The following is a 26,977-nucleotide window of genomic DNA, read 5'->3' on the forward strand; positions in this document are numbered from 1 at the left end:
GGAAACGTTGCTTCTTCGTGTGGTGCACACGAAGAAGCAACGTTTTTTCAGTGCTTCATGGCAGATGGGTAAGACTCAACAAAATCTATTCACGGGTCGCGCCTGCCACTAGACCCGTCTTGTATGTTTTTGATACAGCCATCTCATAGCAAACAGGTGTATTATTGGGGGGCTGAATTGGGAGTTCTCTGGAACGTTCAGCCTTCAGCAAAAGCCTGGGTAGGCCCCCTAGACCTAACCCAAAACGATAGAATCATTAAAATCTGTTGCTGTTCGGTGGTTCATCCCCGCAGTGGTTCATCTCTACAATAAAATTCCCCCCGAAATGGCCATGGCCCAGTCTGCAAAGTCTGCAAAGTCTCGGAAATCTACTGCCACCAATGGTCATCATGCGGCAGCTCTAGATAAGACCCTGGCGGAGTCGGGCCGCTTAGAGTCCATTGCTCAGAACACAATTCATATCCGGGGTGCACGGCAACACAACCTGAAGAATATTGACCTGGAGATTCCACGCGATCGCCTCATCGTGTTTACGGGAGTTTCCGGCTCAGGAAAATCCTCTCTGGCCTTTGACACCATCTTCGCGGAGGGACAACGTCGCTATGTAGAATCCCTCAGTGCCTACGCCCGCCAGTTTTTAGGACAGGTCGATAAGCCCGATGTGGATGCGATTGAAGGGCTCAGCCCGGCTATTTCTATTGATCAGAAATCAACGTCCCATAACCCTCGCTCTACCGTGGGCACGGTGACAGAGATCTATGACTATTTGCGACTCATGTTTGGTCGGGCTGGACAACCCCATTGCCCCCTTTGCGATCGCTCCATCGTTCCCCAAACCATTGATGAGATGGTGGACAAAATCATGACCCTGCCGGATCGCACTAAATTTCAGATCCTTGCACCGGTGGTACGAGGGAAAAAGGGCACCCATAAGAAACTGCTCTCCAGCCTGGCCGCAGAAGGCTTTGTGCGAGTACGGGTGGATGGAGATGTTCGGGAGCTGAGCGACAACATTGAGCTGGAGAAAAATCACAGCCACCACATTCAGATTGTGATTGACCGTCTGGTTAAAAAAGAGGGAATTCAGGAACGACTGGTGGACTCTCTTTCAACCTGTTTGAAGCGCTCTGAGGGCATTGCGTTAATTGATGCAACGCTACCAGAAGTCGATAATGTGGTGCAATTTCCCCAAAATCCTGACCTGCAGTTGGCGGTACTACCAGGAGTAGCGGCTGAACCAGCCGGGAAGTATGGTCGCAAGGACGAGGAAGGCAAGACAAATACTCTAGAATTGGTCTTTTCCGAAAACTTTGCTTGCCCTGAGCATGGGGCCGTGATGGAAGAACTGTCACCCCGCTTGTTCTCCTTCAACTCACCCTATGGAGCCTGCCCCGAGTGCCACGGGCTCGGAAGCCTCCGGACCTTCTCAGCAGAATTGGTGATTCCCGACCCCAACTTGCCCGTCTATGCGGCGATCGCCCCCTGGTCTGAGAAGGACAATACCTACTACTTCTCCCTGCTCTATAGCGTTGGGAAAGCTTTTGGGTTTGAGATTCAAGCCCCATGGAATGAGCTGACCCCCGACCAGCGCCATGTGCTGCTGCACGGTTCTGAGGAAAAAATTTACATCGAGACGGATTCCCGCTACCGCGAAGCTAAGGGCTACAACCGCAAGTACGAAGGGGTACTTCCCATGCTGGAGCGGCAGTACCGGGAAAGTAGCTCCGAAATGTTCAAGCAAAAGCTGGAGCAGTATCTGGTGGATCAGCCCTGTGAGGCTTGTGAGGGCGATCGCCTCAAGCCTGAAGCTCTGGCGGTACGGCTGGGTCAGTACCGTATCAAAGACCTCACCAGTGTCTCTATTCGAGAAAGCCTGGAACGGGTTAATGGAATGCAACTAACGCCCCGCCAGGCCCAGATTGGCGACCTGGCTCTAAAGGAAGTGCGGGCGCGGCTGCAATTTCTGCTGGATGTCGGGTTAGATTATTTGACGCTGGATCGAACAGCGATGACCCTGTCCGGTGGAGAAGCCCAACGAATTCGTCTGGCCACCCAGATTGGGGCAGGTCTGACCGGGGTGCTCTACGTATTGGACGAACCGAGCATTGGCTTGCACCAACGCGATAACGATCGCCTGCTTGCCACCCTCACACGTCTCCGCGATCTGGGCAACACCCTCATTGTGGTGGAACACGACGAAGACACTATTCGGGCCGCCGATTATTTGGTGGATATTGGCCCCGGGGCAGGAGTACATGGCGGCAACATCGTCTCTCAGGGGACTCTGGGAGACTTGCTAGAGGCCGAGGATTCGCTGACGGGAGCCTATTTATCGGGTCGTCGCGTCATCCAAACTCCAGCCCAGCGTCGCCCCGGGAACGGCTCTGTTATCACGCTCACGGATGCCTACCGTAACAACCTGAAGCACATCGACCTGGAAATTCCGCTAGGCAAGTTTGTCTGTATTACCGGGGTTTCTGGTTCAGGCAAATCGACGCTGATCAATGAGCTGTTGTATCCGGCACTGCAACACCATTTTGGTCACAAGGTGCCAATGCCGAAGGAATTAAAGCAATTGAAGGGGCTAAATGCCCTGGATAAGGCCATTGTGATTGACCAATCACCCATTGGTCGCACTCCCCGTTCCAACCCAGCCACTTACACGGGTGTATTTGATGTCATCCGTGACTTGTTCTCAGAAACCATTGAAGCGAAAGCTCGGGGGTACAAAGCCGGACAGTTCTCCTTCAATGTCAAGGGTGGACGTTGCGAAGCGTGTGGCGGTCAGGGGGTGAACGTCATTGAGATGAACTTCCTGCCGGATGTATACGTGCAATGTGAAGTGTGTAAAGGAGCCCGCTACAACCGCGAAACTTTACAAGTGAAATACAAGGGCAAATCCATCTCCGATGTATTGAATATGACGGCAGAGGAAGCCCTGGAGTTTTTCACCAACATCCCCAAGGCGGCAACAAAGCTGCAAACGATGGTAGATGTGGGATTGGGCTATATTCGCTTAGGACAAACGGCACCCACCCTTTCGGGTGGTGAGGCTCAGCGTTTGAAGTTGGCGACAGAACTTTCCCGTCGAGCAACGGGTAAAACACTCTATCTTATCGACGAACCCACAACTGGGCTTTCCTTCTACGACGTTCATAAGCTGTTGGATGTGTTGCAACGGCTAACCGACATGGGCAACACTGTTCTGGTTATTGAGCACAACCTGGATGTGATTCGCTGTGCTGACTGGCTTGTGGACCTGGGGCCAGAGGGAGGCGATCGCGGCGGCGAGATTATTGCCCAGGGAACTCCAGAAACGGTTGCTAAGGTTAAGGAGTCTTTTACCGGACAATATCTCAAGAAAGTTCTGACTCAACATCCTCCTGCCAAGGTGAAAGCGGCCAGTCCTGCATAGGAAATCATGCAGCCTTTCTACCCCAAGAATGGGGTGGGCAATTTACGTCCTTGTACTCACACCAAATCAATAGGAAGCTGCGTCAAATGGGAGGCGCAGCTTAAAAAACGGTATATAGCGCTGTGCACGTTGATTAGGTGGTGTGGGGCACTTCGTACCCTACACCACCGCTAACTGTACTCAGCAATTCTCATTTTGAAATCCAGCCCGAAAATAGCCCGCCTTCGACGGGCTATTTTCGGGCTTCAAAGCTGAGAGTTCGTGCCCTTCGGGCACGAACTCTCAGCTTTGAAGCCCATACTGAGAATTGCTGAACTGTACTTAACGCACTTGCATATTGCGATAACAACATATACTCATCAGGACTTACGTATGCTTGTTGTGTGATGTGCTTTCCATACCACACACAACAAGCATACGTAAGTCTTATTCATATTGCCCATTCGAGTTAAGGGGGAGGGATTGAGTGTACAAAGTGCATGCAAAAATCAATAGAAAACACAATTCAAAGTCTTTTTACTATCACTTTCAAAAGGAAAAAGAGAGCTCCCAATTGCCCGTAAGAAGCAGGTAGGCATAATTTTGAAACCTGCAGATAGGTTTAGAAGAAAAGGCATTGTATACCCTACCTTCATACCTCATCATAGATTCAGGACAATGCCTGCTTAAGCTATCCATGGTAGGTAAATCCTGTATCAGGACATGCAGTTATATACTTTCAACGGTGTATATCTTAAGGTTCTTTTTAGACTGAGAGCTGTATTAAATCTAGAGTTAAATACAGTAGTTTCTATTATCCTTCCGGGGATGGATGCTCTATGAAAACAGTGCAACTAAATTGAAATTACATAAGTTAGTTGTTGCAATTCACCGTTAAAGGTTCTTTGCTAAGATGATGCGCTGTTAACTAGAACAGCATTCTCCATCTTAATCATTGTTAGTCCCTTGTCTATCTATTAATTGTAGAAACCTACATAAATGAACGATAAAAAATATCCTACCGTTGGTGAACTTCAACGTTCATTGTCTCAAAGTATTCAAGCCCTCTACCGGACTCACCTTGAGCATCAACCAGCCCGTGTTACCTGCCAATTAATGGATACGACATTGGTGCTTGTTCTAGAAAACGCGTTAACTCAAACAGAAACGCTTCTACAAGACAACGGCCATACTGAATTAGTAGAAACCGTTCGTGATCATTTGGACACCTCTTTAAAGCCAATTGTTCGACAAGAAATTGAGCGAATTTTAGAGGTCGGGGTTGTTGACATCTTAAGTGACGCAACGTTAGAAACAGGGCGATCGGCTATTGTTGTTATTTTGGATCGCTCACCCCAAGTTAGAACCCAAAGAGACGTAACAACATCCAAACGGACTCCCATTTCCCAGGGGTAATAGACAGTTGTTCTCAATGTTTGGGAAGCTTTCAGAGAACGACTTTTGTAATTGAATTGGCGACTCTCTTCTAAATTCGAACGTTGGGTGCGATCGCCAAGCAATTTTCCCTGGATAAAAACGTGAGAAAACGCCTCCTAAAACCCACGAATACTGCCGACAACCGACGAGAGTATGTTTAGAGTGAGCTTTTACAGGAGCAGTACTTGAGGAGTAATGTCTCCATAGCTTCCAACGTGTAGGGTTTACACAGGTAGCCATCGAAACCGGCCTCTATAATATGTTGCTGCTGCCAATGGTAGGCCATAGCAGTAACTGCGATAATCGGCATTTTTGTGGTTGGGTAGCGCTGGCGAACTTCTTGCAGAATACCGAACCCATCAATATCGGGTAGAACAATATCGAGAAGCATCAGGTCATACTGATGCCGATCCAGCAGCCCAAGAGCCTCATTACCGGAAGAAGCAGCATGAGAAATATACCCGGCAGTTTCGCTGATATAGCGGGCTAAAAAGGCATTATCTGGATCATCTTCCACAATCAGAATTGTGGGCTTACCGGACGAGTTCTCTAATCTATCTGGAGAGTTTGCTTCGGATGAGTTTAGAGGAGAATTCCAGGGGTTAATGTATGGCGTCATGCGCTCGTCGCAATAAGATATACAGCGAACAAGGCAGCCTGGGAGGGGCCAAAGGCACTCACCAGATTGGCTCTATGAACTTTCAGCCTTAGATAAGTGGAGAGAGGAATACACCTGAAAGAACTCTTGTCAAATAAGCCAGCCTATTAAAAAGAATAAAGCCTTTGAAAAAATTTAACCTGTCAGTCCTATTACCTAAGCTTTTTCATATTAAAGCACTCATGGGAAATTCTGGTGTGTTCTAGCTAAACAAATAGATTATTTGTAGCTTATAAACACCTCATCTTTTCTTTCCCTTCTTCAGTACAAATAGGATAGTTTTGCGCATATTTTCTATGCGCAAAACTATCCTATTTTCCCTATTTATAGATGAGCTCGCTGATAAATAGCAGACATAGGAGCAGACGCTGGCATCTCCTCAACGGGTACAACGTAAACTTTACCCCCTCGCAGAAATGTTTGTGTTGCCGCTAAATCTAACAAATCTACCAGTGCCCCACCGTCTTGAGGATGGGTATCGTTAACTTGCTCTAAAGCCCCAAAATTTAGATCAATTTGCCCCCAGTACTGGCGCTCTGCCATAACAAATAAGGTTTCTACCCGACCTTGACAGGCGGCGGGGACAATTTGTTCCAGATAAGAGTTTGCTTGACCCAAGGCTTGAAGTGCATTGAAGCGCTGTATATCACTCTCGCGCGATCGCCTCAACCAGGGCTCAACATTCTCCCAGGCCATTCGATGCAGGATCTCTAACGGCAGGTCGTCTGGATTATGCTCCAAGCCTACATTCAGCAAGTTAGGCAGGGTATTGGTATAGCGGTAGATAGCCTGTATGTCCCGCTCTGCAACTAATAAGAGGGGTACAGGCTCCGAAGATAAATAGGTTTGCAGGGCTACATCAATTCGTGAGCAAATTTGATGCAGGGCATCCCGCTTTTCAACGGTCAGGAGCGTAGAACGCTCTCGCACCCTTGGTAACGTGCGTACCCCTGGGGAAGCACAAACGTTAGCCTGATTTAAAACTTGCAGTCCATAGAATAATGGAACTTTGCTAATCGTTGTGGCAGTCGCCTGATAAAGCTGAGTCCGCTTCTCACTAAGGGCCAAGATATAGGCATAGCTGGGCGATGCTATACACGGAAAAAGCGGCTTGAGATAGAAGCGATCGCTTACCCATACCAAGGGTTCCACCTGCAGAGGAAGCTGAAAGGAAAACATACCATCGGGGGTCAAGTAGATGGCAAGCCCTTCTCTAACCATCTGCCAAAAATGGTCATTTTCTAAAAATGTTTCCGCTGGTCTCAGAAGATGCCAAATCAAAATCTGGGAGAAATCTTGCTTTTGAAGCTGTAAGTGCGCATCTTCCAACAATTGCCTGAGCTGGTTCTTACGCGCTTGGGGAGGAAGATCAAGGGAAGCCTCCGGAAGATAAAGCGACACACAAGGATTCGCTGTAATTTCCGCCAACTTTCGAAGCCCTGATTGAGATAAAAGCTGCATACTGATTATGAATCTGTGGAAGCGGGTCTAAAAATGAAATGGAGCGGAATGAATCGCTATTTGCTCTTAGGAATCAAGTTCCTTAGAGGGCGAAAACAATTTACCCTCAGGCATTAGCCATGAAGAGGGCGAATAGCAATTCGTCCCTATGAAGCTCTGCAATGAAGTGCAATGAACGGATATCAATCTGCAAGGAAATTACAGAGCTCGCTGCAGGGGCTATTGGCAAATTTGGCGCTATATGAGATTAGTATATCGATGGGAATAGACACGTCTACCTTTCGGTAGGTTTTCATTTTCATTAAATGTATCGAGTTTATCTCATTGGTTAATTGCCAACATTGAACACTACTGAAATTCGAAATATAGCCGTGTCTTATAGCGTGTCATTACAAACTTCAATAGAGCGTCATTCCATCCTTATCGCTAGTACTCAGTATCGCCAGTACTTAGTGGCGGAAAGCCACTCCAGATATAGGCAAACTTAGGTATTCAGTACTTGCTACTTGATTAAACAGAAAACTCGAAATGCTGTGTCTTCTGCTTTATGAGCAGTACAGTGTTTTAAGTGTTGTGTTTAGCTGAGCTGAACTACTTATCCATCTTTGGCTTCTTCAAGCAGTGCCGATATTATCTCTTTTGCTAGAAGTATCAAGAATTAAATCAAGTTACTCTTGAGAATGCTTGCAGGAAGCAAGCGGTCAGAGGTCTAATCCCCTTCTACATCAGAGTCTAACTCTGTTGGGGTTAAACCACGGCCTGAAGGTGTTTGAAGAATTTATTTTCATGCATGTAACGCACGAAAAATAGGTCCTTTTGGGGCTTTTCAAACACCCTCTCAAGCAGATGAAGCAAAAACTCACGGAGCTTTATTATGTTGAGCTTGATTTCCAAACTTATTACTCCTATCTATTCGCTCCTTCAAGTGTTTCAAGTAAAACGCTTTTTATCTCTTTGTTTGGTAGCCGTTATCTTTCTAACTACGGGTGTTGGAGCTGAACAACGGACTAAGGCGCTTACCAATCGGGTAGACGACCTTATTCACCAGGATGACTCCGCTCGTCCTAAAACGACGGGCGAATGGCAGCAGGAAGCTCGTGAAGTGGAAGGGAAGCCTGGAAAGCGAGCAGAGCGGATTGCGAAGGAATCTGCAGATGCCGTTGAAGATTTTGGCGAACTGTATCCTAATGTCGTAGAACGGAGTGTTCCTCCCCTCCGGGATAACGCATCTAACGGGCGCTAGGCTCCACTCAAAACGAAAAGTTGTACTCTTGAGCGCATGGCACTTTGTGCCATGCGCTTTGGCTAGGGCAAGATGCATTTGAAATATGGCTAAGTTTGCGATACCTGATGCAGTCTTGTTGAATGTGAGATGTTCTACATCCAACAAGACCACATAATTCCTAATATATTTAGATGAACTTTGGATGGTCTTCTCAAAGACCTATCGATGGGTACATCCCACTTTTGCAGATTGAAATCCCAGTTTTGTTAATGTGGCGGGCGAAGCCCGCCACATTAACAAAACTGGGATGCACCCCTTATCGATATCGTTCCGCTTCCTCCAAGATAGCCATGGGATCATAATAGGTAGCTTGCTGAATATAATTCAGTTTAATCTCCTCTAGCCAATCGGATATCAAGACCTTGATATCCTCCGAGTTCAGCTCTTTTTGGAGATGCTCGCTTAATGTTTCTCGAAATGATTGGCTCAGCTGATCCAGTAAAACTCGACCTTCGGTGTCGTTGTAGGATTCAATCAGCAGATCGCAAGCTGCTTGAGCTAATTGATTTGAAAGATTACTGAACAATGTGGCCGGAAGAATACTAAATCCGGGAATTTGTTGAAGATGCTCATACAGGTTGGATTGCATCACCACACTGTTGAGGTTGCGTTGTAGTACCTTCTTCAAATCGGGTTTAATGTGAGGAATTACGCTATAGACAATGAGCTCGAGGAGGCGATCGCCCACCTGTTCCAGTTTCCCTGGTCGGCCAATTTCGGTGTAGTCTTCGGTTGGGGATAATTGCTTAAACAGAGTACCCGCCTCCACCGAAGCCCGAGCTTGATTCACTACTTGCACCAGGGCAAACCGCATGACGCGATCAGATAGATATGCGGCAGGCTCATGGGTCGCCTGACCAATCAGCCGTTCCACATTCACCAAATTGGTGCGATGCAATCGCACGGCAGCGGGCAACAGACGCATCCAACGCCAGAATGGGAAGAAGAGGGGAAACTCATACCAGCGACGGGCGATCGCATCCCCCCAGGTGATGTGCTTACGTTCGCGACTAATCAGCCAGGTACGAATCAGAAAATCGACGCCAAATAAAAGCATAAAAGCCAGATCGATTTTCCAGAAGTTATCGACAGGCTGCCCCATCTCCCGAGTGCGATGGTAGTAGGTTTGAGATAGAAGAGGAGTAATCTCGCTCGTAAGGAAATTTCTGGCTTCAGGCCAACCTGTTTGCTGCAAATAGTCGGTTTGCCAAAATTGAATCCATGCATCCGTCGCAGAAGCCGTCTGCATGCGCACTTGTATGCGTCGCTGAAGTTCTGCGAATAGCCGCTCCTGCTGAGAAGAGGCAAAGAGTGTTTCCGTCGTAAGAATCTGGCTCTGTTGCCGTAAATTTGCTAACAATTCAGCAGTTTGGGTGGCCTCTAACCCCTGGGTGCCAATCCTCTGGTTCAGCTGATCTACTGTTTCCAAGTAACGCTCAGCGGTAGGGCTCGGTTCAATACCCTTGATGGGGTCGTAGATTTCAACAAGCCGTGGCATTTGGTCTAAGTACCACCAGCGTAGAGAGATGTAGCTCAGGTTGAAAAATACCAACGACAGATTCACAAGAATCATGAGGATGACACCCCGATTCCAATAATTCGCCCAACGTTGCCACATGTGAATCTTCCTGGCGTCTCTCTGCGGGTAATGTACAGGTTCTTTGAAAATCCTTAGGCTGCTATAGGTAATACTGTTCGGGACGAATGATGCCTAATACTTATCCCTTGTCGTTTTTGGAGCTTGCGGGACGGTTACTGCTGGCCATGTTACTGGGTGCCATGATCGGGTGGGAACGAGAACGGGCTTCTAAACCGGCCGGGCTGCGAACGAACATTTTGGTAAGTTTAGGTTCTGCGACCTTTGCTCTGAGCCTGCTTCAGAGCCAGACAGGCCAGGAATCGGTCGATAGCCTTTCCCGCGTTGTTCAGGGGATTAGCACAGGTGTTGGTTTTGTGGGAGCGGGGTCGATTTTGAAGGGCGATCGCACCCACGGTCTCACCTCTGCAGCAACAGTTTGGATCTCGGCAGCCATCGGCTTAGGCGTCAGCGTTGGCCAGTGGCAAATGGGAATTTTGGTGACAGTGCTAACGTTGTTTACATTACACGTGCTCAAGCATGTCGAGCGCACTCGCGATAACTAAATCCCTTATAAAGCGAGAAATCCAGATACTTCAGGCTTTAACGATGTATTCCCTTCTACTAAATGGGGGGAGTTAGCCAGTAACCGCTTGTAAAATTGCTGACCTTGCTGGGTTAGGGCTACCTGGCTGAGAGGAAGCGAGTTCGCTGAATCAGGCTTAGCTGCCAGGTCAGATAGAGCCTCAATATAGCCCCATTGGGCCAGATAGTGCAGGTGCAGCAGAATTTCATGGGGGTTAATCTGGCGATCGCCCATCTCCTGATCAAACTGCCGATGGGCGTCCGCTGTTGGACAAAACAGCTTTTCGAGAAGAAGATAGGTAACATCTTCGCGGAGAATGATGCTCATCAGTGGTTTTCTATCAGGTTTAAAGAAATAAACGATAGGGGAACTGGTCTTTTGAGGGCGAAAACCAAAGTAGCCTTATTCTCTAGGGTGTAGTTTAAAGCTAGTTGAAAGGGCCATTTTTTTGTGCGTGAAGCGCACGAAAAAATGACGTTTGAAGCGGACCCTAGAATTCATCCATCGGGTTGAAGGGACGGCTTCTACCCGAAGAATAATGAGTTGCCCGGTACAGGTTATCTAAAAGGCCTGAAACTTCAGCAATATCGGCTTCTGTTTCATTAACGAGCGACCCTTCAGCAGCAACTAAAAAACCATCGCGAGTTGCAAGCATGCTATGGGAAACCTTACCAACAACTCGTCTTTTTTTCTCTTCGGGGGACATATGCTAGACTCTCTTGATTTTTCTAAAACACCTTCACCAAACCTGAAAAATTCTTAGATTGCTCCAGGTTCACACCTGAAAGAATCATTGCTCATCTATAGCTTCCATCTAACCCAATTTAAGAAGAAGGAATGCTCCATCTAAAGGCAGAATTTCTAAGATCAGAAGTTATCTCTTAAAAGAATTAGACAAGGAGCTCAACTTGTATGCGCATTCGACATAAATCCAAAACGATGTACTGTCGTGATGAACAACACATCATCTTGAGTTTATGTTGAGTTATGCTTAGTGACTTGCTCACAGAAAAAGTGACTCAAGCATCTAAAACAGGACCCGTTAACTCAGCTTTTGATTTTACGCATCGAAACAATCTTTAAGGCATTTCCTTTACAATTCCGTTGAAGAATCGGGTGCAACTTCAACACCACCTTTCCGAATTAAGTTTTCCTGATCCGTAACTAGATCATTAATGGAACTAATATTAATACCTAGAGCATTACAGGCTTGCTCCAACTCGTTAAAAAAGGCTTGCGTATCCTGACTGTAGCCACATTGCCGCGTCGCTTCTTGCAACCCTCGGGAAGCAACAGACTTAGCACAACTAATGAGCTCTATGCCCTTTAAACGATCCGTCGGCGGGTTATTCATTGGTTGTGATCCGGTAGAGAAAAGCAAATTTAACAAAAAGGATTTATTTAATGGAATAGCTTAAAAAGGTTAAAGCGAATTTATGACATTTTTTTGATTAGAGCAGTCCTCCAATTTTCAACCATCCGCCCCTAGCCAGAGTTCTAGAAGGAGGAGATGATGTTCAGTCATTAGACATAGGGGCGATCGCCTAATTACACCGTTTGAATAGCCTTAAAACTATCTTTTTACCCTTGAGTTTGCTCCATAAGCCTACACCTTATCATCCATTTGTATAAGTCTGTACAAGTCGTTACCCGTAACACTATTCAAAATTACTTTAGCTGTGTTTATTTCATTGGATGGATACTAAAAATTTGCGTTTTTGTTCAACTGGAAGGGTAGGCCCGTAAAGGTGGACAAATCTGTATGCGACCACTCGACATTGGTTTGACTGAAGAACAACGGCGCGGAGTCGTTAATCTTTTGAACCAGAATTTGGCAAATGCCTATCTGCTTCTGATTAAGACCAAGAAGTACCACTGGGATGTGGTTGGTCCTCAGTTCCGCAGCCTGCACGAGCTGTGGGAAGAGCACTATCAAGCTCTGACCGAGAGTATTGACTCCATTGCCGAGCGCGTTCGGATGCTGGGTGGTTACCCTCTGGGAACCGCTCAAGGTTTTCTGAGTGCGGCTTCCATTCAAGAACATGAAGGCGAAGTGCCCAGCGCCAGCGGCATGGTGCAGAACCTGGTAGAGGATCATGAACTGATCATCCGTACTATGCGGGAAAACATCGACCAGTGCTCGGATGAATTCCACGACGAAGGTACGGCGGACTTCTTGACAGGTTTGATGGAACAGCACGAAGAGATGGCTTGGATGCTGCGCTCCTTCATTGAAGGGAATGCACTTCAGCCCAGTGGTGACATCCAGTCTGTAAACAAGCAAACCCCTGTAGAAGTATAGGGTCGTTTGCAAGGGCGATTTTTCCTGCGTGATACGTATGGGGAAAACCCCGTCTAAAGCGTTGTAACTATCTGTTTAGTTGGGCTTTAGAACCGTGATAGGACGTATTTTCCGCGTGCTGAGCACGCGGAAAATTGTTCTCACGCTGATTCCTGTAATCCCAGGAGCAGCTATTTCGTTTTTTGGAGGAGCGATCGCCCTCCTGTTGTCGGTTTTAGGTGAAGTACATGGCAAAGAACTACTTGGTCTCTGTTCTCTCTGATAAAGAGAAAGCAGAGGAAGCATATAATGCATTGCAATCTGCTAATTTGCCTGCTGAGCAAATCGCTCTTCTTGGCAACGGTCACATGAGCGCAGATGAATTTGGTCTCATTGAGCCCAATCACGCGGCTAAGGCCAATATTACACGACTGTTATTTTTGCTGGTTCCCTTTGGATTTGCAGCAGGTTATTTCTTTAACTGGCTGACCAATATCCAAATCGGACCGACCTCCCTGGCAATCAGCCACATTATTGGTGGTCTTTTGGGTGCGGGTGCAGGTATTACGGGTGCCATGATTGTTGGAACTCTGGTAGGTTGGACGGCTGGCAGTGGTGATGCACTTTCCTACCGCAATAGCCTCAATGCTGGGAAGTACTTAATTGTGGTAAAAGGCCCTGAGCAATCAGTGGATCAAACAGCTAAAATTTTGCACTCATTTGATCCTGAAAATATCCAGGGTTACTCGTTGGCTGGCTAGTGAGGCGATCGCCACCGGTGCTTAAAATCCCTAATAAAGACAAGGCACGGTACAAAGTACCGTGCCTTGTCTTTATTAACCTCAGTTCGGGTTAAGGACGTTTTCGAGTGCCGCGCGTTGCGCGGCACTCGAAAACGCTCATTTTGGCGTGCGCAAAGCGCACGCCAAAATGAGCACTTCAGCTTATCCCGAACTGAGGTTTATTAGAGTAGGACTTCTTAAATCAGTCGCTTCAGAGCTTTAACGTGAATAGCTCGGCTGGCAATGGTTGCATTTTTCCCCTCCTGGTGAACAAAAACTTTGCCGGAGAGAAGTTTACTCGGCCCACTACGCTCATAAAGGGCAATTCCGTCTGCATCCGACTTCTTCTCATAACCCATCGCTTTGAGGGCTTGCATGAGTTTTTTGGAGGCGGCATCCTTACCGTTGGTCTCGACGGTAAAGGTGATCGTGCGGTTGAAGTAGGCTCCGACCAAACCTCCCAAAAGACCTCCCAGCAACCCCACTTGCTGAGGAACCCCATCAATACCTGCGCCCAGAGCTTTGGCGGCAATCAGGGTAAAAACTACCGCTGTACTGGTGAAGTAGTAGAGAAACGTGGCCGCTGTGCCGGGGCCGTATTGCATAACATTTGAACCTGTTCAATCAGAGGATTGGCAATAGTGTATCGGGCAACGTTACTCCTGAGGCCAGGATTTCATTTCTTTTGCACGCACCTCCCCAGTCAACACAAAATTCTTGATTCGTTCATCAGAAAATAGCGTACAATGACACGAAAAATTGCCGTAAGGCTCAATATATAGACATCAAAGAGGCGTCACAGCGACGATTATGATGCGTTGTCATTTCTTCCGTAGAAACGGAATCGGGTTGGTTGGGACGTTCAGCATTGCCCTTCTACAGGGGGCCGCCCTCGTTACAGTATTGGGTGGGTTTCAGAGAAGTGCGATCGCCAATCCTATAGCATCCTCAGAGTTTCGAATCAGCCAGGCCATAGAAACGGCACAAACAGGTTCCCTATCTCTAGAAGATAGCGGCGATGCTGTCACCGAACTACAAACCCGACTGGCTGATCTAGGGTTCTTTCAAGAAGAAATTACAGGTTACTTTGGCACCGCTACCCAGGATGCGGTGATCGCCTTTCAGCAAAGTCTTGGATTGACAGCCGACGGGGTAGTTGGCCCCAGTACGTGGGCTGCTCTGCAACCAGCCAGCAGTGACACAGCAAATGACAATCTATTGCAAGTGGGAGACTCTGGCATAGCCATTTCCGACTTACAAAGTCGCTTGTCGTCCCTGGGATATTACCAGGGTGCTATCGATGGCGTATTTGGTTCGCTCACAGAAGCGGCCGTGATCGCCTTTCAGCAAGCTCAGGGGTTAAACCCCGATGGCGTGGTAGGAGCATCGACACAAGATGCCCTCAGCCAAACCGCTGTAGCCGCTCAACCGCCTATCAGTACCGCCCCAGATCCCATTCAGCCTCTCCCATCACAACCAGCCCTGGCTCCCAGCCTACCCACCGCGGCCCCAGTCCCGGCTCCGGCTCTAGCCCCTATTGCACAGTTACCTCCAGCAGATACCGAAGGCCCTTATAGCGTTCTCGATTTGCAGTGGAAGCTGCGCAATCAAGGATTTTACTACGGCCCTCTGGATGGGGTGATGGGGACAGAAACCCAACGGGCTATCAGTGAGGCACAGGCCGAATACGGTCTGAGAGACAGTGATTTACAAGACAATTAGTGGAGATTGCGATCGCCCCAAGTACGTCTTCAGACTTTATGGCGATCGCCAATTCCACACCCTTAAAGGGATGGCATGAGGGTGCATCCCACTTTTGCAAATTTGGAAACCCACTTTTGTAAGTGAAGCGGGCTTCGCCCGCTTCACTTACAAAAGTGGGATGCACCCTGGCATGATGCCAGGGTTGCGTCGTCCCTTAGGGCGGTTATTTAAGCGGATTTGATATTGAACCTTCAAATGCTTTGAGGGATTAGGGGTGTGGCGCTCACGCTCTTCCTTTATGGATCAATTTTAATTCGTGGCTCTTGATCGTCTGCTTTTTTAATTTGCGGTTGTGTTCCAGCAATTTTACCGCTCCAGTACAGATAGGCCAGATAAATACTGGCACCTACCTGCACGGGCAGAAGAACCACTAAACTCTTCCACAGGAAGTTTGCATCCAGTGTGTGATACGAGTAGGTGTAGACAGCACTTCCAGCAATCAGGGCCAATAAAAGTGCAAGTTGCTTAGGTTTTGGCAAAAACACAGGACCACAACAAGAAACAAATACATTGTCTATTGTACGGGTGCCATTTCCTAAAGGGCATCAATACAGCTTGCGCAAAGGACGCAAAACCCCGGTGTTTTTGAAAACACCGGGGTTTTAAGGCGTGTTTTAAAGCTGGCTAAAAGGCTCTTTTTTTCGTGCGCTTTGCACGAGAAAAGAAGCCTTTAAAATAAAGCCTGGCAATTAATTGAAATTTGATTGCTGCATCATGACTAATGCCGCAATCGGACAGGTGACAAGCGATAGAGATGTTGGTCAAGCGTGAAAGAGATTGTCAGTCTCGACCACATATTATTTGAAAAGTTGCTTTTTTGCGAGGAAAATCAAACTTCTCCAGGCTTTTCAGCCATTCTCTCAGGCAATTGAGCTATCTGAGATCGGCAAGCCAACGATGTCCTCAAAGGCTACGGCGATCGCACAATAAGACAACGGAATTGTGAAGAGCAAACCAACGCCTAACAGTAATGCTCCAACAACGTTGAGCACAACGATAGCAAGCAAAAACAAAAACATTGGGAACCAATTTTTGGTGACCACCTTACGGCTGGCTTCCATAGCTTCCCAAAAATCAAACTTACGCCCTACAACAAAGGGAATCGAGAAGGCATAAGCCACAGCTAGAAAGACGCCTGGCAGGATCAGTACCAAAAAGCCTAGAAACGTGAAAATACTAACCAGCAAGCTGGTCAGGAAAATTGGCAGGAAGTTGCTAAACCCCTGGAAGAAATCATTAAACGTTGTGGATTGTCGCTTTAGAATTTTGAACGCCACAATCAGATAGCCGGCCAAAAGGATGGGGCTAATAACGTTAACGGCCAAGCTTGCCAATGGGCCTAAGCGTTGACCTAATGCTGCTGGAATGAGGGAAATCAATACGATGACAACAGTAAACCCAATGAAGCCACCCAGGTTTTGTTGCATAACGCCCCAACCCCGCTGGATGTAGTCTCCAATCTTTACGGTATAACCCTGTTGCACAATACTGTCTACATTTCTTTCGCTTGAATACATAAAATCAGCTCCGAAAAATCGCCAGAGAGGAGGAAGGTTGTGAATAGCCAAATCCTACTCGACTCCGCTTAAAAATCAGCAAATGGTAACAATCTCTCAAGAAATTTCATGCCCTGTGATACTTGCGCTCGAAAGATTAAGCTGATACGAGGATTGCTAAACCCGATTCAAGGAGGATTATGCTTTATGCCAAAGGCCATCCAGCATCACCCCCTCTTGTCACCACCTCTCAGAATTCAGGGTGCCCTTTTTGCGAATGCTTCACACTGGCAAAGAGTGTACTTTGATTTTTTCTCTTGAAAGTATCTCAAGTGGATTCAGCGATCGCCCCATCCGCTCATCCATAAAAAATAAGACTGATGCAATACCAATTTGGGTTAGTAGGATTTTCGAGAGCAAGGCAATATGCCACTCCTGAAAACGCCTAGTACGCTGAGGTGGCAATCCATTACCTATGTTTTTGTGTGGGGTGCTTCCCACCCCACACAAGTGAACTTAGGCCTCAGCCTACTAGTACGCTGAGGCGGAAATCCATCACCTATGTTTTGTGTGGGGTGCTTCCCACCCCACACAAAACATAGGTTGTACACTTCTGCCCCAGCCTACTAGTTTGCGAATCTCTACGTACGCAGAACTGGGGTTTCCTTAGATGGAAGAACAGCACAGCTTCACCCGGAGAGAACAAGAACTGTTGCTCAATGGAGCAATGAAATGGGATGTGGGTTGCGGTTCTACATCCCATTTCATCGTTCCATTTGGTACCGGGGAGGCCCAGTCACCTGTTGAATTGGGATGAAAAGTAGGGGGATCAACGGAAGTCATTATGGCTGAGAGCCCTGGTTTTCCGTGAATTTACCTTGATATCTCAGGCAGAAACCGTGAAGGCTTAATGAAAGTCATTTGCAAATACGACGCCTGTATCGTATCGTAGATCTCGAAGGGCTTATTGACTAGTTTTCTCAACTAAGTCTGAGGTCTTTCGGGTAGTCAGGCTCTTATAAGAGGTACCTCACTTATCTGAAAGCCTTGCTTGCTGTAAGTTTCGGCTTCTGCGACTGCTAAGTTGTGGGTCTGGTCCTCGAATAGTGCCCTCTTTGCCTCCTTTGCAGTTTTTGCGATAACTGTCTCCGTTACTTCCATGAACAGAACCCCCACCCCCTCCTTAGAAACGCTACAAAACTTGCTAATTACCGTACCTCTGGGCGATCGCTGGCTCGTACGCGATCGCTTACAAGAGCTCGATATTCCTTGCCAATGTGAGAGCGACGGTAGCCTGCGGGTCGACATTACTTCCCCATGGGCTGCGATTCAGGTGTGGAGTGTGCTGTTTCGCTGGAAGGGTTCTCGCCAAGAACACGTGAATTGGTTAATGCGTTCCTGGTTGGGTCACTAGTCTGGCCCATTCTTTTTACGGTTTTGGCCTTATTGGGCAGCTAGTTAGTACTAATTTGCAAGTAGGAATAGGCATCATGGGCAAGCACAAGCACTCTCTTCGTTTTGAACTAGATGGTCAATTTCTAGGGTTTCTAGTTAAAGATGGCTATAAAGTCAAAGGGGTTCGGCTGGCGATCGCGGGGAGTGAGCTTTCCATCAAGCTCAGCAAGGAAGCTCGGGCCGCTTGTTTTCCGTTGCCTCAACTGGGTGTGGGCATGCGAGTCGTAGGCGAACAAACCATTGATGAAAGAGATGGCTCGGTCAAGTACAAGGCCCGGCACGTTAGCATCGTTTCCCTCGACTCTCTCAAACCTCTTCCAGCATTTCAGCCTGAGGTCACTCCGGCGATCGCCTCCTTTCCCAATCGCAGCATGCGCGAAGCCGTTCCGCAGGAGAATCAGCCTAAAAACTCCTCTAAGGCCTGCATCCTGGTCTGCCAGAAATCTGACTGCTGCAAAAAAGGCGGCCGAGAGGTGATGGCAGCCATTCAACAGGAACTGGAAGATCGCCACTTGACCGACCATGTCACCGTACGGGGCACGGGCTGTATGAAACAATGCAAAGCAGGCCCTGCCCTGGTCATGCCCGACAAATCTCGCCACACCCGCGTCCGTCCTGGGGAAGTACCAAAGCTGGTAGAGCGCCATGCAGAGGTTGTAGTACCAGCGTTCGCCCGATAAATTCAGAACTTACACATTTGTGTTGTGAGTGGGGTGCTAAGCACCCCACTCACAACACAAATACACTACGAATGGCAAACTGGCGTAAGTCCTGAAATGCTTAACCTCATAACAAGATGCATTAAATATAGTGGACTTGTGTAAGTCCTATCTATGATGAAGGGTGAAACTTCCCCTCAGGAATAGGAACGCCGCGATGGAAAGCAAGAATGTGCTTGGCCAATCCCTTCAGGTTTGTTGCACCTCACCCATGACTGGCTTCTATCGAAATGGAAGCTGTGAAACGGGGCCAACCGATTTGGGCACCCACGTCATCTGTGCAGAGGTCACGGAAGAGTTTTTGTCATTCACGAAACAGCAGGGCAACGATCTGAGTACTCCGCGACCGGCCTATGATTTTCCTGGACTGAAACCGGGCGATCGCTGGTGTCTCTGTGCCTCGCGTTGGAAGGAAGCCTATGCTGCCGGGTTCGCTCCCCCAGTCGTGTTGGCGTCTACCCATGAGGCGGCTCTGCGCATCGTTGCTCGGGAAGTTTTAGAAGAATTCGCAGTCGATGACAAGTCCTAGGGCACGCTTTAAAGCTCGTTGGAAGGTGAGTTTTTCGTGCGCTTCACGCACGAAAAACCAACGTTTAATCATCACCCACTTGAATATCGACATCCAAATGCTGTAACTGGTCCACTAACCACCGTTCTAGCAGTTCATTTTGCAAGCCTTGGCGAATGTTGGGATCATCCAGATTGGCAGGTAGGACGTGTTCCAGACGGAAAATATACCAGTTATCTTCCACAGGGATAGGCGTTAACACCGTCCCTGGCATGGCTGTATCAATAGCGGCCCGCAGATCGTCGGGCAGGTTTCCCCGGCTCAGGGTGCCAAACATTCCATTAAATAATCGGTCTTCCGTAATCGAGTATTCCCGTGCCAGATTCTCAAAGCTGGCTCCATCCTTCAGTTGCAGATATAACTCGTCGGCCAACTCCTGCTCGGTTACGACAATGCGCGAGAGAACAACCTGATCAAGAAACAGCTTCCGCTCAATGAAATACTCTTGCAGTTGCGTGCTGGCTAGCCACTCCCGAAATTTATAGAGCCGCAGTTCCATGGCAATCTGCTCATGCAATTGCTCCTCATTAAGCCCCTGGCTCTGTAGCCACTCACGGTACTGAAAACTATCGGTCAACTGGTTTTGCTGCCGAAAGTTTAGAACCTGTTGTTCTATCTCTGTTGGGGCGATCGCCAGATCTGTCCGCTGCCGAAACTCACGTTCTAGCAGATACTGCTTCATGATGCTGCTGATCACGGAGTCCAACTCGCCCGTCCGTTGTAGGTAGCGAAACGCCTGAGCTAGCGAGATGGTGTCTTGTCCGTCAACTGTTATAAAAGGGGCCATAAAGACGCAATGTGAAGGGGTGCCAGTAACAGTTATAGCGTTATAGCGTTACGCGCTTAGAAGCAGACCGTGATTTTTGACAAGCTACGTTCGGGTTAAGGGCGTTTTCGAGTGCCGCGCGTTGCGCAGCACCAAAAACGCCCTTAACCCGAACTGAGGTTAACCCGATTATGTAGGACTATCGACGTGAAAGAAGGTGTATGACGCGATCGCATCCCACACCTCCATAGTTACCAAGCCATTATTCAACAGCTTCGAGAAGGCGCGATCGGGTAATAAACCGCTCTCCATTCGGTCCCGCCAGGGAGAAGTCACTACCCCCCGGTCCCGGAGCCACATCAATAATCAGTTGCGTATGCTTCCAGTACTCGTACTGCGACGCGCTGATGTAGAAGGAACAGCCACCAATTTCTCCTAACAGGACATCGCGATCGCCCAGCCAAAATTCCCCATCGGGATAGCACATCGGGGCACTCCCATCACAGCACCCTCCTGATTGGTAAAACATCAGCGGGCCGTTCTGAGCTTTGAGGTAGGAAATGAGTAACAGGGCTTCATCGGTGGCGATGACCAGAGGTGGGGTATGAACGGGGGAAGACATAGTGAGGGTGGATAACGTGTTTTGGAAGTTGATGCTGCGTGTGCACACGCAGCATCAACGTTTCACCTTAGAAGAACCCAAGTGGCTTCTGGCTATAGCTCACTAACATGTTCTTCGTCTGCTGATAGTGATCCAGCATCATCCTGTGAGTTTCACGGCCAATACCGGACTGTTTGTAGCCTCCGAATGCGGCGTGGGCCGGGTAGAGGTGGTAGCAGTTAACCCAGACACGGCCTGCCTGAATCTTACGACCCATCCGATAAGCGCGGCCCGTGTCACGGGTCCATACCCCAGCGCCGAGGCCGTAAAGGGTGTCATTGGCGATCGCCAAAGCGTCCGCTTCATCCTTAAAGGTGGTTACCGACAACACCGGACCGAAGATTTCTTCCTGGAAGATGCGCATCTTATTGTGGCCCCGGAAGACGGTGGGCTGATAGTAGTAGCCATCGGCATAGTCGCCGGAGAGATGCGCGCGATCGCCCCCAATCAGCAACTCAGCCCCTTCCTGCCGTCCCAAATCCACATAAGACTGGATTTTCTCCATCTGGTTCTGGGAAACTTGGGCTCCCATCATCGTGTTGGGATCCAGGGGGTTATCCTGGCGGATCTTGCGAATCCGATCCAGGCAGCGCTCCATGAAGCGATCGTAAATCGATTCCTGAATCAATGCTCGTGATGGGCAGGTGCAAACCTCACCCTGGTTAAAGGCAAACAGCACCAGACCTTCGATCGCCTTATCCAGGTAATCATCATCTTCGGCGCACACATCCTCAAAGAAGACGTTGGGAGACTTGCCGCCCAATTCCAGGGTCACCGGGATGATGTTCTGGGAAGCGTACTGCATAATGAGGCGGCCTGTGGTGGTTTCCCCGGTGAAAGCCACTTTGGCAATGCGAGGATTGGTTGCTAACGCCTTACCAATCACAGCACCCTTGCCGTTAATCACGTTCAGCACGCCAGGAGGCAGCAGGTCACCAACCAATTCCATCAACACCAGAATAGAAGCCGGAGTGGGGCTAGCGGGCTTCAGCACAACGCAGTTGCCAGCGGCCAGTGCAGGAGCGAGCTTCCAGGCTGCCATCAGGAGCGGGAAGTTCCAGGGAATAATTTGCCCAACGACGCCAAGGGGTTCATGGAAGTGGTAGGCAACTGTTTCGCTGTCTAATTCACCGAGGGTGCCTTCCTGAGCGCGAATGCAACTGGCGAAATACCGGAAATGGTCGATCGCCAGGGGCACGTCTGCGTTTGTGGTTTCCCGGATAGGTTTGCCGTTGTCCCAGGTTTCCGCTGCGGCCAGCTTCGCCAGGTTCTCTTCCATCACATCGGCAATTTTCATCAGGATGCGAGCCCGATCGGCTACCGAGGTATCGGCCCACTTATCTTTTGCAGCATGGGCCGCATCCAAAGCTGCTTCCAAATCTTCTACATCGGAGTCTGCTACCTGACAGAGAGGCCGTCCCGTAACTGGAGTTAGATTCTCGGTATACCGCCGATTAACGGGAGGTACCCATTGACCATTAATAAAGTTGTCGTAACGGGCATGAAAAACATTGCCACTACCCAAAGTAAGGGGTGCGGAAACGACCATATTGTTTTTCTCCTAAAAGATGCAAAAACCGCAGAAAGTAGCGTTTGCTGCAGTTTGTTTGGCGTAATTCCTACGCTACCACCCCAATTTGAAATGGCTGAGTTTAGAGCAATGGTTCGCAATGAAAACTCATGGAGGTTTACAGAACAGCCAACGGCTCATTCAAAGAGTGAACCTTTTTTAATAGGATGAATTTTGGCCCATCTAAAGTTTATGAGCCTTGATGAATAAATCTAAACTTTGAAGGATTCAGTTAATAGGATGAGAAGCGAACAGAGGAGGGGAAAAGACTTATGAGGGATGGATACAGAGGGCAAAAGATACGAGAAGGAATTAAGTTTTTCTTAAGTTAATGCAATAGTAGCTAAAGCAGTGACCTTAATACAAGAAGCCATCATCCCTATGCTGACAACAAATCAACACACTGAATGTAACAGGAAATTCTAACAGAACGCATAGCTTCTTAACATATACTTCTTACGAATATAATTCAATAAGGATATTTATATACAGCGTTTTTCAAGCGCTTAAAACCTGGTTGTTTTTGTGAGAGCCGCGCTCCGCGCGGCTCTCACAAAAACAACCGTGTCTGACTCAAGCGCAAGGCGCTGTATGCTAAGAAACTATTGTTTATTCTCTCTAAATATGTGACTATTTACACAAACTTCATTATCCCAGATAAGTTTCCTGCTGTTGAACCAGATGTAATATTCCACGCTCTCTTCAGGGGAGCTATTGCATCTTTCTCAATCTAAAGGCTACTTCTTTTCATCCCTTTATTTAGGATAGCAAGGGGTGTATTCACGATGAGTTATGGTTTTGTTGAAGGTTGCACAATTGGCTTCATGTATGCGGCTCCCATTGGCCCTGTTGCTATCTTATGCTTGCGTCGAACGCTTGCAGAGAATTGGCTCTCGGGCGTCGTTTCGGGAATGGGGAGCGCAACAGCGATCGCCCTCTACAGCATCCTAATTGTATTAAGTGTTAATTCAGTCGCAGATGTATTGAAGGATTATCATTTCTGGCTCCATATGCTAGGTGGTATGTTCCTTTGCTATGTAGGAGTTAGAATCCTACTGGCTCGACCCTCTCACATAACTAACACCATTACAAAGAAGAGTTATAGCCGCTGTTTTATGACAACCTTTGTACTGGCCTTCGTTATGGCGTTACCAGATCTGACCTTTCCAATTTTTGTGTTGAATTGGATGGCAGGAATTAGTTCGACAAACACCTATAACCCAATGAATTTCAGTCTAGGAGTACTCATCAGTGAAGTTCTATGGTGGCTAACGTTTTGTAGTCTTTGCTGGGCACTCAGGCTTCATTTCAAACCCAAGTTACTGCGATGGATTAATTACGTTTCTGGCGGGGCGATCGCATCATTTGGCATTACCACAGTGCTCACACCGCTACTGCCTTAAGAATAGATGTAAAGGAGAGGGTAGCTGCGGCGCAGTCACCCTCTCCTTTACATCATTCAGCTATGCTTACCACTCATTATTCCCCTGTTAAACCTTACGACGTTTTTGATCCAATTGGTTGTGTCGTGTCAGCAATTCTCAGCTTTGAATCCCAAAAATAGCCCGCCTTCAGCGGGCTATTTTTGGGTTAGATTCCAAAATAAGAATTGCTGGTGTCGTGTGCTTCGTACCCCAGACTATCAAACCTCAATTAATTCCCGCCTTGCAGGACTAGCCAAAGTTCGGGTCACGAACCACTAAGCTGATTCGGGTTCGTCTTCTGGTTCTTCGACAGGCTCCGTAGCATCAGCTTCAACAACTTGGGCTTTGATGGAAATTTTCGGTAGTTTTTCAACCTGAAAATACTGATGAAACTTGTCAGTTACATGGAGGGAAGCTGAGCGCGAATCAGACTTGCGGCGTTTCTTGACAAATCCTTGCTCCACTAATTCCTGTACATGTTGATAAGCCCCTGAACCCCGCAGGTCTACCAGTTCCGTTAGAGTTAGGGGGGTTTTGAGAGCGATCGCTGCCAATGTCCGCAACGCTCCTAGCCCCAAATCTACGGGAATGAGGGAATGCACCAGATCCTGATACTCTCGTCGCAGTTGCAGACAGTAGCCCTCTGAAGTTTCCACCACCTCCAGAGCAGAGTCTCGATGGCCATAGTCATTCATTAGTTCGATCAGCCCTTGTTCCGTGGTCTGGCGATCGCACCCAGCATACTCCGCTAACCGCGCTAAAGGCAGCGGTTGGCCCTTGAGATACAGGATGGCTTCGAGTTTACTGGAAAGGGCAGACATAACAAATCAAATACTTATTGATAGTACTTCACTCATATCTTGCATCAAAACCTAGTAGGCTGCGGCCTAAGTTCGCAACCTATGTTTTTGTGTAGGGTGCTTCGCACCCTACACAAAAACATAGGTGATGGATTTCCGCCTCAGCGTACTAGTAGTCCACTCGGCAACCAGGCAAAGTTCACTTGACGAACGACTAGAGCCCCATGCAGGATTCTCAACTCATCACAACATGTGCTGAAATGGCATGAGGTGATCTTTTCAGCACACGTCGCAATGGGACAGAACCCTGATTTTGGTACAGCAAAAACCTGGTTAAGAGCTCTCGTCATCCTGGGGCGAAAGACTGGCAAAAATTTGATGCACAATTTCGTGGGTCTTTGCATCCAGACGTTGCCAATCTACATCGCCTGTTTCATCGAGCAATGAGGTATCGACATCCACCGTCACTTCTTCATCCTGGTGCAGCAAAGGATGGTAGTTCGAAAAACAGATTTGATAACAGAGTTGCCACAGGTCTAAGGTGACTGTTCTGCCATTACGTTCAAGACAAAGGGTGTAGCTGGGCTGGGGTTTGGGTAAACGGGCTAAGGCTTCCTCCAGAGTCAGGGCTTGCTCAGGAGCGGCTTTCGCTAACTGTTGCTGCAATTCCATCACATAGCTGCGAGTTTCTAAGGGAACACTATCGGGCCAGATAGCCTCCTCCTGATAGCGACCATGCCACTGAGATTGATCCAACTCCTTCCGAAGGTTATCGACTAAGCGAATAAAAACTGGCTGCATTAATATTTCAGCCTGCTGCCATGTAGCAGTATTAGAAAACCGGGGGCGAGTCATCCAGATATCCCTGAAATGCGTCAAAAAAAAGCATCACACATTTTGATGAGCGTGTGATGCCTTTAGTTCAGAGGTTTGATTGAGAATTAGCTAATGAGATGCACCGAGGGGGTAACTGTCTCAATCGTGCAGCGACCCATTTCTTTAATTCACGTTAGAATCTATCGAAAAAAGATTCTCGAAAGATTAAGTTTCACCTTTGAATAGTACAAAACTTAACGTTTTAGCTATTCCTAAGAGATATTTGAAAAGTCCTGGTAGAGGTTGCTTCCTCCTGTTCTGCACCGATAAAAAGCCATACTTCAAATGCCTTTTCAGGAACAGAAGGTTAGATGGCGAGAGACTGCCTTGACGAATCATTAACTTCTCAAACTTTCTCTTAAGGGCAGGTTGTTCCTTGAATGGCAGGAGGGATGCTGGAGGTTCCCTCACATAAAACGGAAGAGGTTGTACCCGCTGTTGACACAAGCCAAACACGGCCACTATAGGCAACAGTCGAATTGAAGTTAGGAATGGCTGTGGTGTTAGCACTCAAGTCATCCGGGGCCGGAGCAGAGGCATAGCGATACAACTGCGTCGAGCTTGAGATGTTCAATGCTAAATCTTGCAAATTCGCGAATGTGCTGTACTCCATGTGGTAGGCCTGTTGGGCACGATTAATGGCCCCTACATAGGTTTTGGCCTCGGTTTGGCGAGCTTTATTGGCTTGGCTTAAATAGCTAGGTAGTGCGATAGCTCCCAAGATGCCCACGATCACGATCACAACCAGCAGTTCTATCAGGGTGAATCCCGACTGTAGATGCAAACGGTTTTGACGGCGGCTTAACAGGTACAGGAGGATTTGGGGTGACATGAGAGGAAGGGAACAAAATTTGGTTCGCTGCTTCCGTCTACTGATTCCTCCAGAGAAAACAGGATGGTGGTGGGCGGCAACTCCGTAGCTCTACCGAATCTTTATTGATGAAGCTGGCTGTGTGAAGGAGCAGTAAAGTGGGCATCCCAGACTCCTCATTTGTAGAAAAAAGCCTCATCGGTGTATTGGGTCATGTTTCAAATGTGGAGCGGGTGAAGTGGAAGGGCCACGGGTGCATCCCACTTTTGTAAGTGAAGCGGGCGAAACCCGCTTCACTTACAAAAGTGGGTTTTCAAATTTGCAAAAGTGGGATGCATCCAAAGGGCACTACATGCCTCTTCCATTTCACCTATGTCGAAAATACTATTCTGGGCAGGGATAGTCTCACCGCTCTATCATGTACGACACACAAATCATCAACTTTTCGAACACCCTCTAGTACTCCGTCAAGGAATCTTTTAGGGGCCTATAACCAGCCCTCTAAAGGTCATTTGAGAGCTTCTTAATATTTTCTATCATCCCTGTTATCACTGGCTTTCAGGCTTCTATTCTAAAAGCTGAACGTTTAACACCCACGTTTGAGCCA

Annotated in this window: 26 protein-coding genes; 11 read left to right on the forward strand and 15 right to left on the reverse strand. The window is 48.0% G+C overall.

What is annotated here, in order from left to right:
- The first annotated feature begins 331 nt into the window (after positions 1-331).
- Both uvrA and NDI52_RS27090 read left to right on the forward strand, forming a co-directional pair.
- Positions 332-3,415: an excinuclease ABC subunit UvrA gene (gene uvrA / locus NDI52_RS27085; RefSeq protein WP_190773745.1), complete on the forward strand. Its 3,084-nt coding sequence runs from the start codon at positions 332-334 to the stop codon at positions 3,413-3,415.
- Positions 3,416-4,393: 978 nt separating this feature from the next.
- Positions 4,394-4,810 carry a DUF2294 domain-containing protein gene (locus NDI52_RS27090; RefSeq protein ID WP_190773744.1) on the forward strand — a complete coding sequence of 139 codons (417 nt, stop codon included), beginning with the start codon at positions 4,394-4,396 and terminating at the stop codon, positions 4,808-4,810.
- 178 nt (positions 4,811-4,988) lie between these two features.
- Here the strand turns inward: NDI52_RS27090 and NDI52_RS27095 are convergent, their stop codons facing one another.
- Both NDI52_RS27095 and NDI52_RS27100 read right to left on the reverse strand, forming a co-directional pair.
- Positions 4,989-5,450, reverse strand: a complete 462-nt coding sequence (locus NDI52_RS27095) for a response regulator (protein ID WP_190773743.1) — start codon at positions 5,448-5,450, stop codon at positions 4,989-4,991.
- Positions 5,451-5,813: 363 nt separating this feature from the next.
- The gene (locus tag NDI52_RS27100; protein ID WP_190773742.1) at positions 5,814-6,950 is read right to left on the reverse strand and encodes a hypothetical protein; all 1,137 of its coding nucleotides are present in this window, start codon (positions 6,948-6,950) and stop codon (positions 5,814-5,816) included.
- Positions 6,951-7,824: 874 nt separating this feature from the next.
- On the opposite strand from NDI52_RS27100, the gene NDI52_RS27105 reads away from it, so the two are divergent.
- Entirely contained in the window at positions 7,825-8,193 is a 369-nt protein-coding gene (locus tag NDI52_RS27105) for a hypothetical protein (RefSeq protein WP_190773741.1), read from the forward strand.
- 298 nt (positions 8,194-8,491) lie between these two features.
- Here NDI52_RS27105 and NDI52_RS27110 read toward each other — a convergent pair whose 3' ends face one another.
- Complete coding sequence (locus NDI52_RS27110; protein WP_190773740.1) at positions 8,492-9,853, reverse strand: hypothetical protein; 1,362 nt, start codon at positions 9,851-9,853, stop codon at positions 8,492-8,494.
- Positions 9,854-9,939: 86 nt separating this feature from the next.
- On the opposite strand from NDI52_RS27110, the gene NDI52_RS27115 reads away from it, so the two are divergent.
- Positions 9,940-10,377 (forward strand): MgtC/SapB family protein, encoded by a 438-nt coding sequence (locus NDI52_RS27115; RefSeq protein ID WP_242035652.1) that lies wholly within the window; start codon positions 9,940-9,942, stop codon positions 10,375-10,377.
- Between the two features lie 5 nt (positions 10,378-10,382).
- On the opposite strand, the gene NDI52_RS27120 is transcribed toward NDI52_RS27115, so the two are convergent.
- The 3 genes from NDI52_RS27120 to NDI52_RS27130 form a co-directional block, all read right to left on the reverse strand.
- Entirely contained in the window at positions 10,383-10,724 is a 342-nt protein-coding gene (locus NDI52_RS27120; protein ID WP_190773739.1) for a hypothetical protein, read from the reverse strand.
- 163 nt (positions 10,725-10,887) lie between these two features.
- Complete coding sequence (locus NDI52_RS27125) at positions 10,888-11,103, reverse strand: hypothetical protein (RefSeq protein ID WP_190773738.1); 216 nt, start codon at positions 11,101-11,103, stop codon at positions 10,888-10,890.
- A gap of 387 nt (positions 11,104-11,490) precedes the next feature.
- Positions 11,491-11,751 carry a hypothetical protein gene (locus NDI52_RS27130; protein WP_190773737.1) on the reverse strand — a complete coding sequence of 87 codons (261 nt, stop codon included), beginning with the start codon at positions 11,749-11,751 and terminating at the stop codon, positions 11,491-11,493.
- Positions 11,752-12,159: 408 nt separating this feature from the next.
- Between NDI52_RS27130 and NDI52_RS27135 the strand changes: the two genes are divergently transcribed.
- Together NDI52_RS27135 and NDI52_RS27140 are read left to right on the forward strand one after the other, a co-directional pair.
- Positions 12,160-12,699 carry a Dps family protein gene (locus tag NDI52_RS27135; protein WP_190773736.1) on the forward strand — a complete coding sequence of 180 codons (540 nt, stop codon included), beginning with the start codon at positions 12,160-12,162 and terminating at the stop codon, positions 12,697-12,699.
- Positions 12,700-12,926: 227 nt separating this feature from the next.
- On the forward strand, positions 12,927-13,439 hold the full coding sequence (locus tag NDI52_RS27140; protein ID WP_190773735.1) for a hypothetical protein: 513 nt from the start codon (positions 12,927-12,929) through the stop codon (positions 13,437-13,439).
- A gap of 218 nt (positions 13,440-13,657) precedes the next feature.
- On the opposite strand, the gene NDI52_RS27145 is transcribed toward NDI52_RS27140, so the two are convergent.
- The gene (locus tag NDI52_RS27145) at positions 13,658-14,065 is read right to left on the reverse strand and encodes a hypothetical protein (protein ID WP_190773734.1); all 408 of its coding nucleotides are present in this window, start codon (positions 14,063-14,065) and stop codon (positions 13,658-13,660) included.
- Positions 14,066-14,270: 205 nt separating this feature from the next.
- Here NDI52_RS27145 and NDI52_RS27150 point away from each other — a divergent pair, with 205 nt between their 5' ends.
- A complete protein-coding gene (locus NDI52_RS27150) occupies positions 14,271-15,182 on the forward strand; it encodes a peptidoglycan-binding protein (protein ID WP_190773733.1) in 912 nt (303 codons plus the stop codon).
- Between the two features lie 278 nt (positions 15,183-15,460).
- Here NDI52_RS27150 and NDI52_RS27155 read toward each other — a convergent pair whose 3' ends face one another.
- A complete protein-coding gene (locus NDI52_RS27155; RefSeq protein ID WP_190773732.1) occupies positions 15,461-15,703 on the reverse strand; it encodes a hypothetical protein in 243 nt (80 codons plus the stop codon).
- Between the two features lie 381 nt (positions 15,704-16,084).
- Complete coding sequence (locus tag NDI52_RS27160; protein ID WP_190773731.1) at positions 16,085-16,741, reverse strand: hypothetical protein; 657 nt, start codon at positions 16,739-16,741, stop codon at positions 16,085-16,087.
- 1,138 nt (positions 16,742-17,879) lie between these two features.
- On the opposite strand from NDI52_RS27160, the gene NDI52_RS27165 reads away from it, so the two are divergent.
- From NDI52_RS27165 to NDI52_RS27175, 3 genes are all read left to right on the forward strand, one after another.
- Positions 17,880-18,134, forward strand: coding sequence for an Asr1405/Asl0597 family protein (locus NDI52_RS27165; RefSeq protein WP_190773730.1), 255 nt, complete (start codon positions 17,880-17,882; stop codon positions 18,132-18,134).
- 76 nt (positions 18,135-18,210) lie between these two features.
- Entirely contained in the window at positions 18,211-18,855 is a 645-nt protein-coding gene (locus NDI52_RS27170) for a (2Fe-2S) ferredoxin domain-containing protein (RefSeq protein ID WP_190773729.1), read from the forward strand.
- 196 nt (positions 18,856-19,051) lie between these two features.
- Entirely contained in the window at positions 19,052-19,423 is a 372-nt protein-coding gene (locus NDI52_RS27175; RefSeq protein ID WP_190773728.1) for a DUF2237 domain-containing protein, read from the forward strand.
- A gap of 64 nt (positions 19,424-19,487) precedes the next feature.
- Here the strand turns inward: NDI52_RS27175 and NDI52_RS27180 are convergent, their stop codons facing one another.
- From NDI52_RS27180 to NDI52_RS27190, 3 genes are all read right to left on the reverse strand, one after another.
- On the reverse strand, positions 19,488-20,249 hold the full coding sequence (locus NDI52_RS27180) for a peptidylprolyl isomerase (RefSeq protein WP_190773727.1): 762 nt from the start codon (positions 20,247-20,249) through the stop codon (positions 19,488-19,490).
- 241 nt (positions 20,250-20,490) lie between these two features.
- Entirely contained in the window at positions 20,491-20,850 is a 360-nt protein-coding gene (locus NDI52_RS27185) for a DUF779 domain-containing protein (protein ID WP_190773726.1), read from the reverse strand.
- Positions 20,851-20,917: 67 nt separating this feature from the next.
- Entirely contained in the window at positions 20,918-22,438 is a 1,521-nt protein-coding gene (locus NDI52_RS27190) for an aldehyde dehydrogenase family protein (RefSeq protein WP_190773725.1), read from the reverse strand.
- A gap of 806 nt (positions 22,439-23,244) precedes the next feature.
- Between NDI52_RS27190 and NDI52_RS27195 the strand changes: the two genes are divergently transcribed.
- Positions 23,245-23,862 carry a LysE family transporter gene (locus NDI52_RS27195; RefSeq protein WP_190773724.1) on the forward strand — a complete coding sequence of 206 codons (618 nt, stop codon included), beginning with the start codon at positions 23,245-23,247 and terminating at the stop codon, positions 23,860-23,862.
- A gap of 296 nt (positions 23,863-24,158) precedes the next feature.
- On the opposite strand, the gene scpB is transcribed toward NDI52_RS27195, so the two are convergent.
- The 3 genes from scpB to NDI52_RS27210 form a co-directional block, all read right to left on the reverse strand.
- Positions 24,159-24,704 (reverse strand): SMC-Scp complex subunit ScpB, encoded by a 546-nt coding sequence (gene scpB / locus NDI52_RS27200; RefSeq protein ID WP_190773723.1) that lies wholly within the window; start codon positions 24,702-24,704, stop codon positions 24,159-24,161.
- Positions 24,705-25,016: 312 nt separating this feature from the next.
- Positions 25,017-25,538, reverse strand: a complete 522-nt coding sequence (locus NDI52_RS27205; protein WP_190773722.1) for a hypothetical protein — start codon at positions 25,536-25,538, stop codon at positions 25,017-25,019.
- Between the two features lie 379 nt (positions 25,539-25,917).
- Positions 25,918-26,391, reverse strand: a complete 474-nt coding sequence (locus tag NDI52_RS27210; RefSeq protein ID WP_190773721.1) for a type IV pilin-like G/H family protein — start codon at positions 26,389-26,391, stop codon at positions 25,918-25,920.
- Positions 26,392-26,977: the final 586 nt, after the last annotated feature.

Origin of the sequence: Leptolyngbya sp. PL-A3, from assembly GCF_039962325.1 — a bacterium.
GTDB lineage: Bacteria > Cyanobacteriota > Cyanobacteriia > Elainellales > Elainellaceae > Vacuolonema.

Coding starts and splice junctions, on each gene's coding strand:
- NDI52_RS27105 (WP_190773741.1), top strand. CDS start 7,825: ATGTTGAGCTTGATTTCCAAACTTATTACTCCTATCTATTCGCTCCTT.
- NDI52_RS27185 (WP_190773726.1), bottom strand. CDS start 20,850: ATGTCTTCCCCCGTTCATACCCCACCTCTGGTCATCGCCACCGATGAA.
- NDI52_RS27110 (WP_190773740.1), bottom strand. CDS start 9,853: ATGTGGCAACGTTGGGCGAATTATTGGAATCGGGGTGTCATCCTCATG.
- NDI52_RS27160 (WP_190773731.1), bottom strand. CDS start 16,741: ATGTATTCAAGCGAAAGAAATGTAGACAGTATTGTGCAACAGGGTTAT.
- NDI52_RS27090 (WP_190773744.1), top strand. CDS start 4,394: ATGAACGATAAAAAATATCCTACCGTTGGTGAACTTCAACGTTCATTG.
- NDI52_RS27180 (WP_190773727.1), bottom strand. CDS start 20,249: ATGGCCCCTTTTATAACAGTTGACGGACAAGACACCATCTCGCTAGCT.
- NDI52_RS27100 (WP_190773742.1), bottom strand. CDS start 6,950: ATGCAGCTTTTATCTCAATCAGGGCTTCGAAAGTTGGCGGAAATTACA.
- NDI52_RS27190 (WP_190773725.1), bottom strand. CDS start 22,438: ATGGTCGTTTCCGCACCCCTTACTTTGGGTAGTGGCAATGTTTTTCAT.
- NDI52_RS27210 (WP_190773721.1), bottom strand. CDS start 26,391: ATGTCACCCCAAATCCTCCTGTACCTGTTAAGCCGCCGTCAAAACCGT.
- NDI52_RS27115 (WP_242035652.1), top strand. CDS start 9,940: ATGATGCCTAATACTTATCCCTTGTCGTTTTTGGAGCTTGCGGGACGG.
- NDI52_RS27150 (WP_190773733.1), top strand. CDS start 14,271: ATGATGCGTTGTCATTTCTTCCGTAGAAACGGAATCGGGTTGGTTGGG.
- NDI52_RS27170 (WP_190773729.1), top strand. CDS start 18,211: ATGGGCAAGCACAAGCACTCTCTTCGTTTTGAACTAGATGGTCAATTT.
- NDI52_RS27140 (WP_190773735.1), top strand. CDS start 12,927: ATGGCAAAGAACTACTTGGTCTCTGTTCTCTCTGATAAAGAGAAAGCA.
- NDI52_RS27120 (WP_190773739.1), bottom strand. CDS start 10,724: ATGAGCATCATTCTCCGCGAAGATGTTACCTATCTTCTTCTCGAAAAG.
- NDI52_RS27205 (WP_190773722.1), bottom strand. CDS start 25,538: ATGACTCGCCCCCGGTTTTCTAATACTGCTACATGGCAGCAGGCTGAA.
- NDI52_RS27165 (WP_190773730.1), top strand. CDS start 17,880: ATGAACAGAACCCCCACCCCCTCCTTAGAAACGCTACAAAACTTGCTA.
- uvrA (WP_190773745.1), top strand. CDS start 332: ATGGCCCAGTCTGCAAAGTCTGCAAAGTCTCGGAAATCTACTGCCACC.
- scpB (WP_190773723.1), bottom strand. CDS start 24,704: ATGTCTGCCCTTTCCAGTAAACTCGAAGCCATCCTGTATCTCAAGGGC.
- NDI52_RS27125 (WP_190773738.1), bottom strand. CDS start 11,103: ATGTCCCCCGAAGAGAAAAAAAGACGAGTTGTTGGTAAGGTTTCCCAT.
- NDI52_RS27130 (WP_190773737.1), bottom strand. CDS start 11,751: ATGAATAACCCGCCGACGGATCGTTTAAAGGGCATAGAGCTCATTAGT.
- NDI52_RS27175 (WP_190773728.1), top strand. CDS start 19,052: ATGGAAAGCAAGAATGTGCTTGGCCAATCCCTTCAGGTTTGTTGCACC.
- NDI52_RS27195 (WP_190773724.1), top strand. CDS start 23,245: ATGAGTTATGGTTTTGTTGAAGGTTGCACAATTGGCTTCATGTATGCG.
- NDI52_RS27095 (WP_190773743.1), bottom strand. CDS start 5,450: ATGACGCCATACATTAACCCCTGGAATTCTCCTCTAAACTCATCCGAA.
- NDI52_RS27145 (WP_190773734.1), bottom strand. CDS start 14,065: ATGCAATACGGCCCCGGCACAGCGGCCACGTTTCTCTACTACTTCACC.
- NDI52_RS27135 (WP_190773736.1), top strand. CDS start 12,160: ATGCGACCACTCGACATTGGTTTGACTGAAGAACAACGGCGCGGAGTC.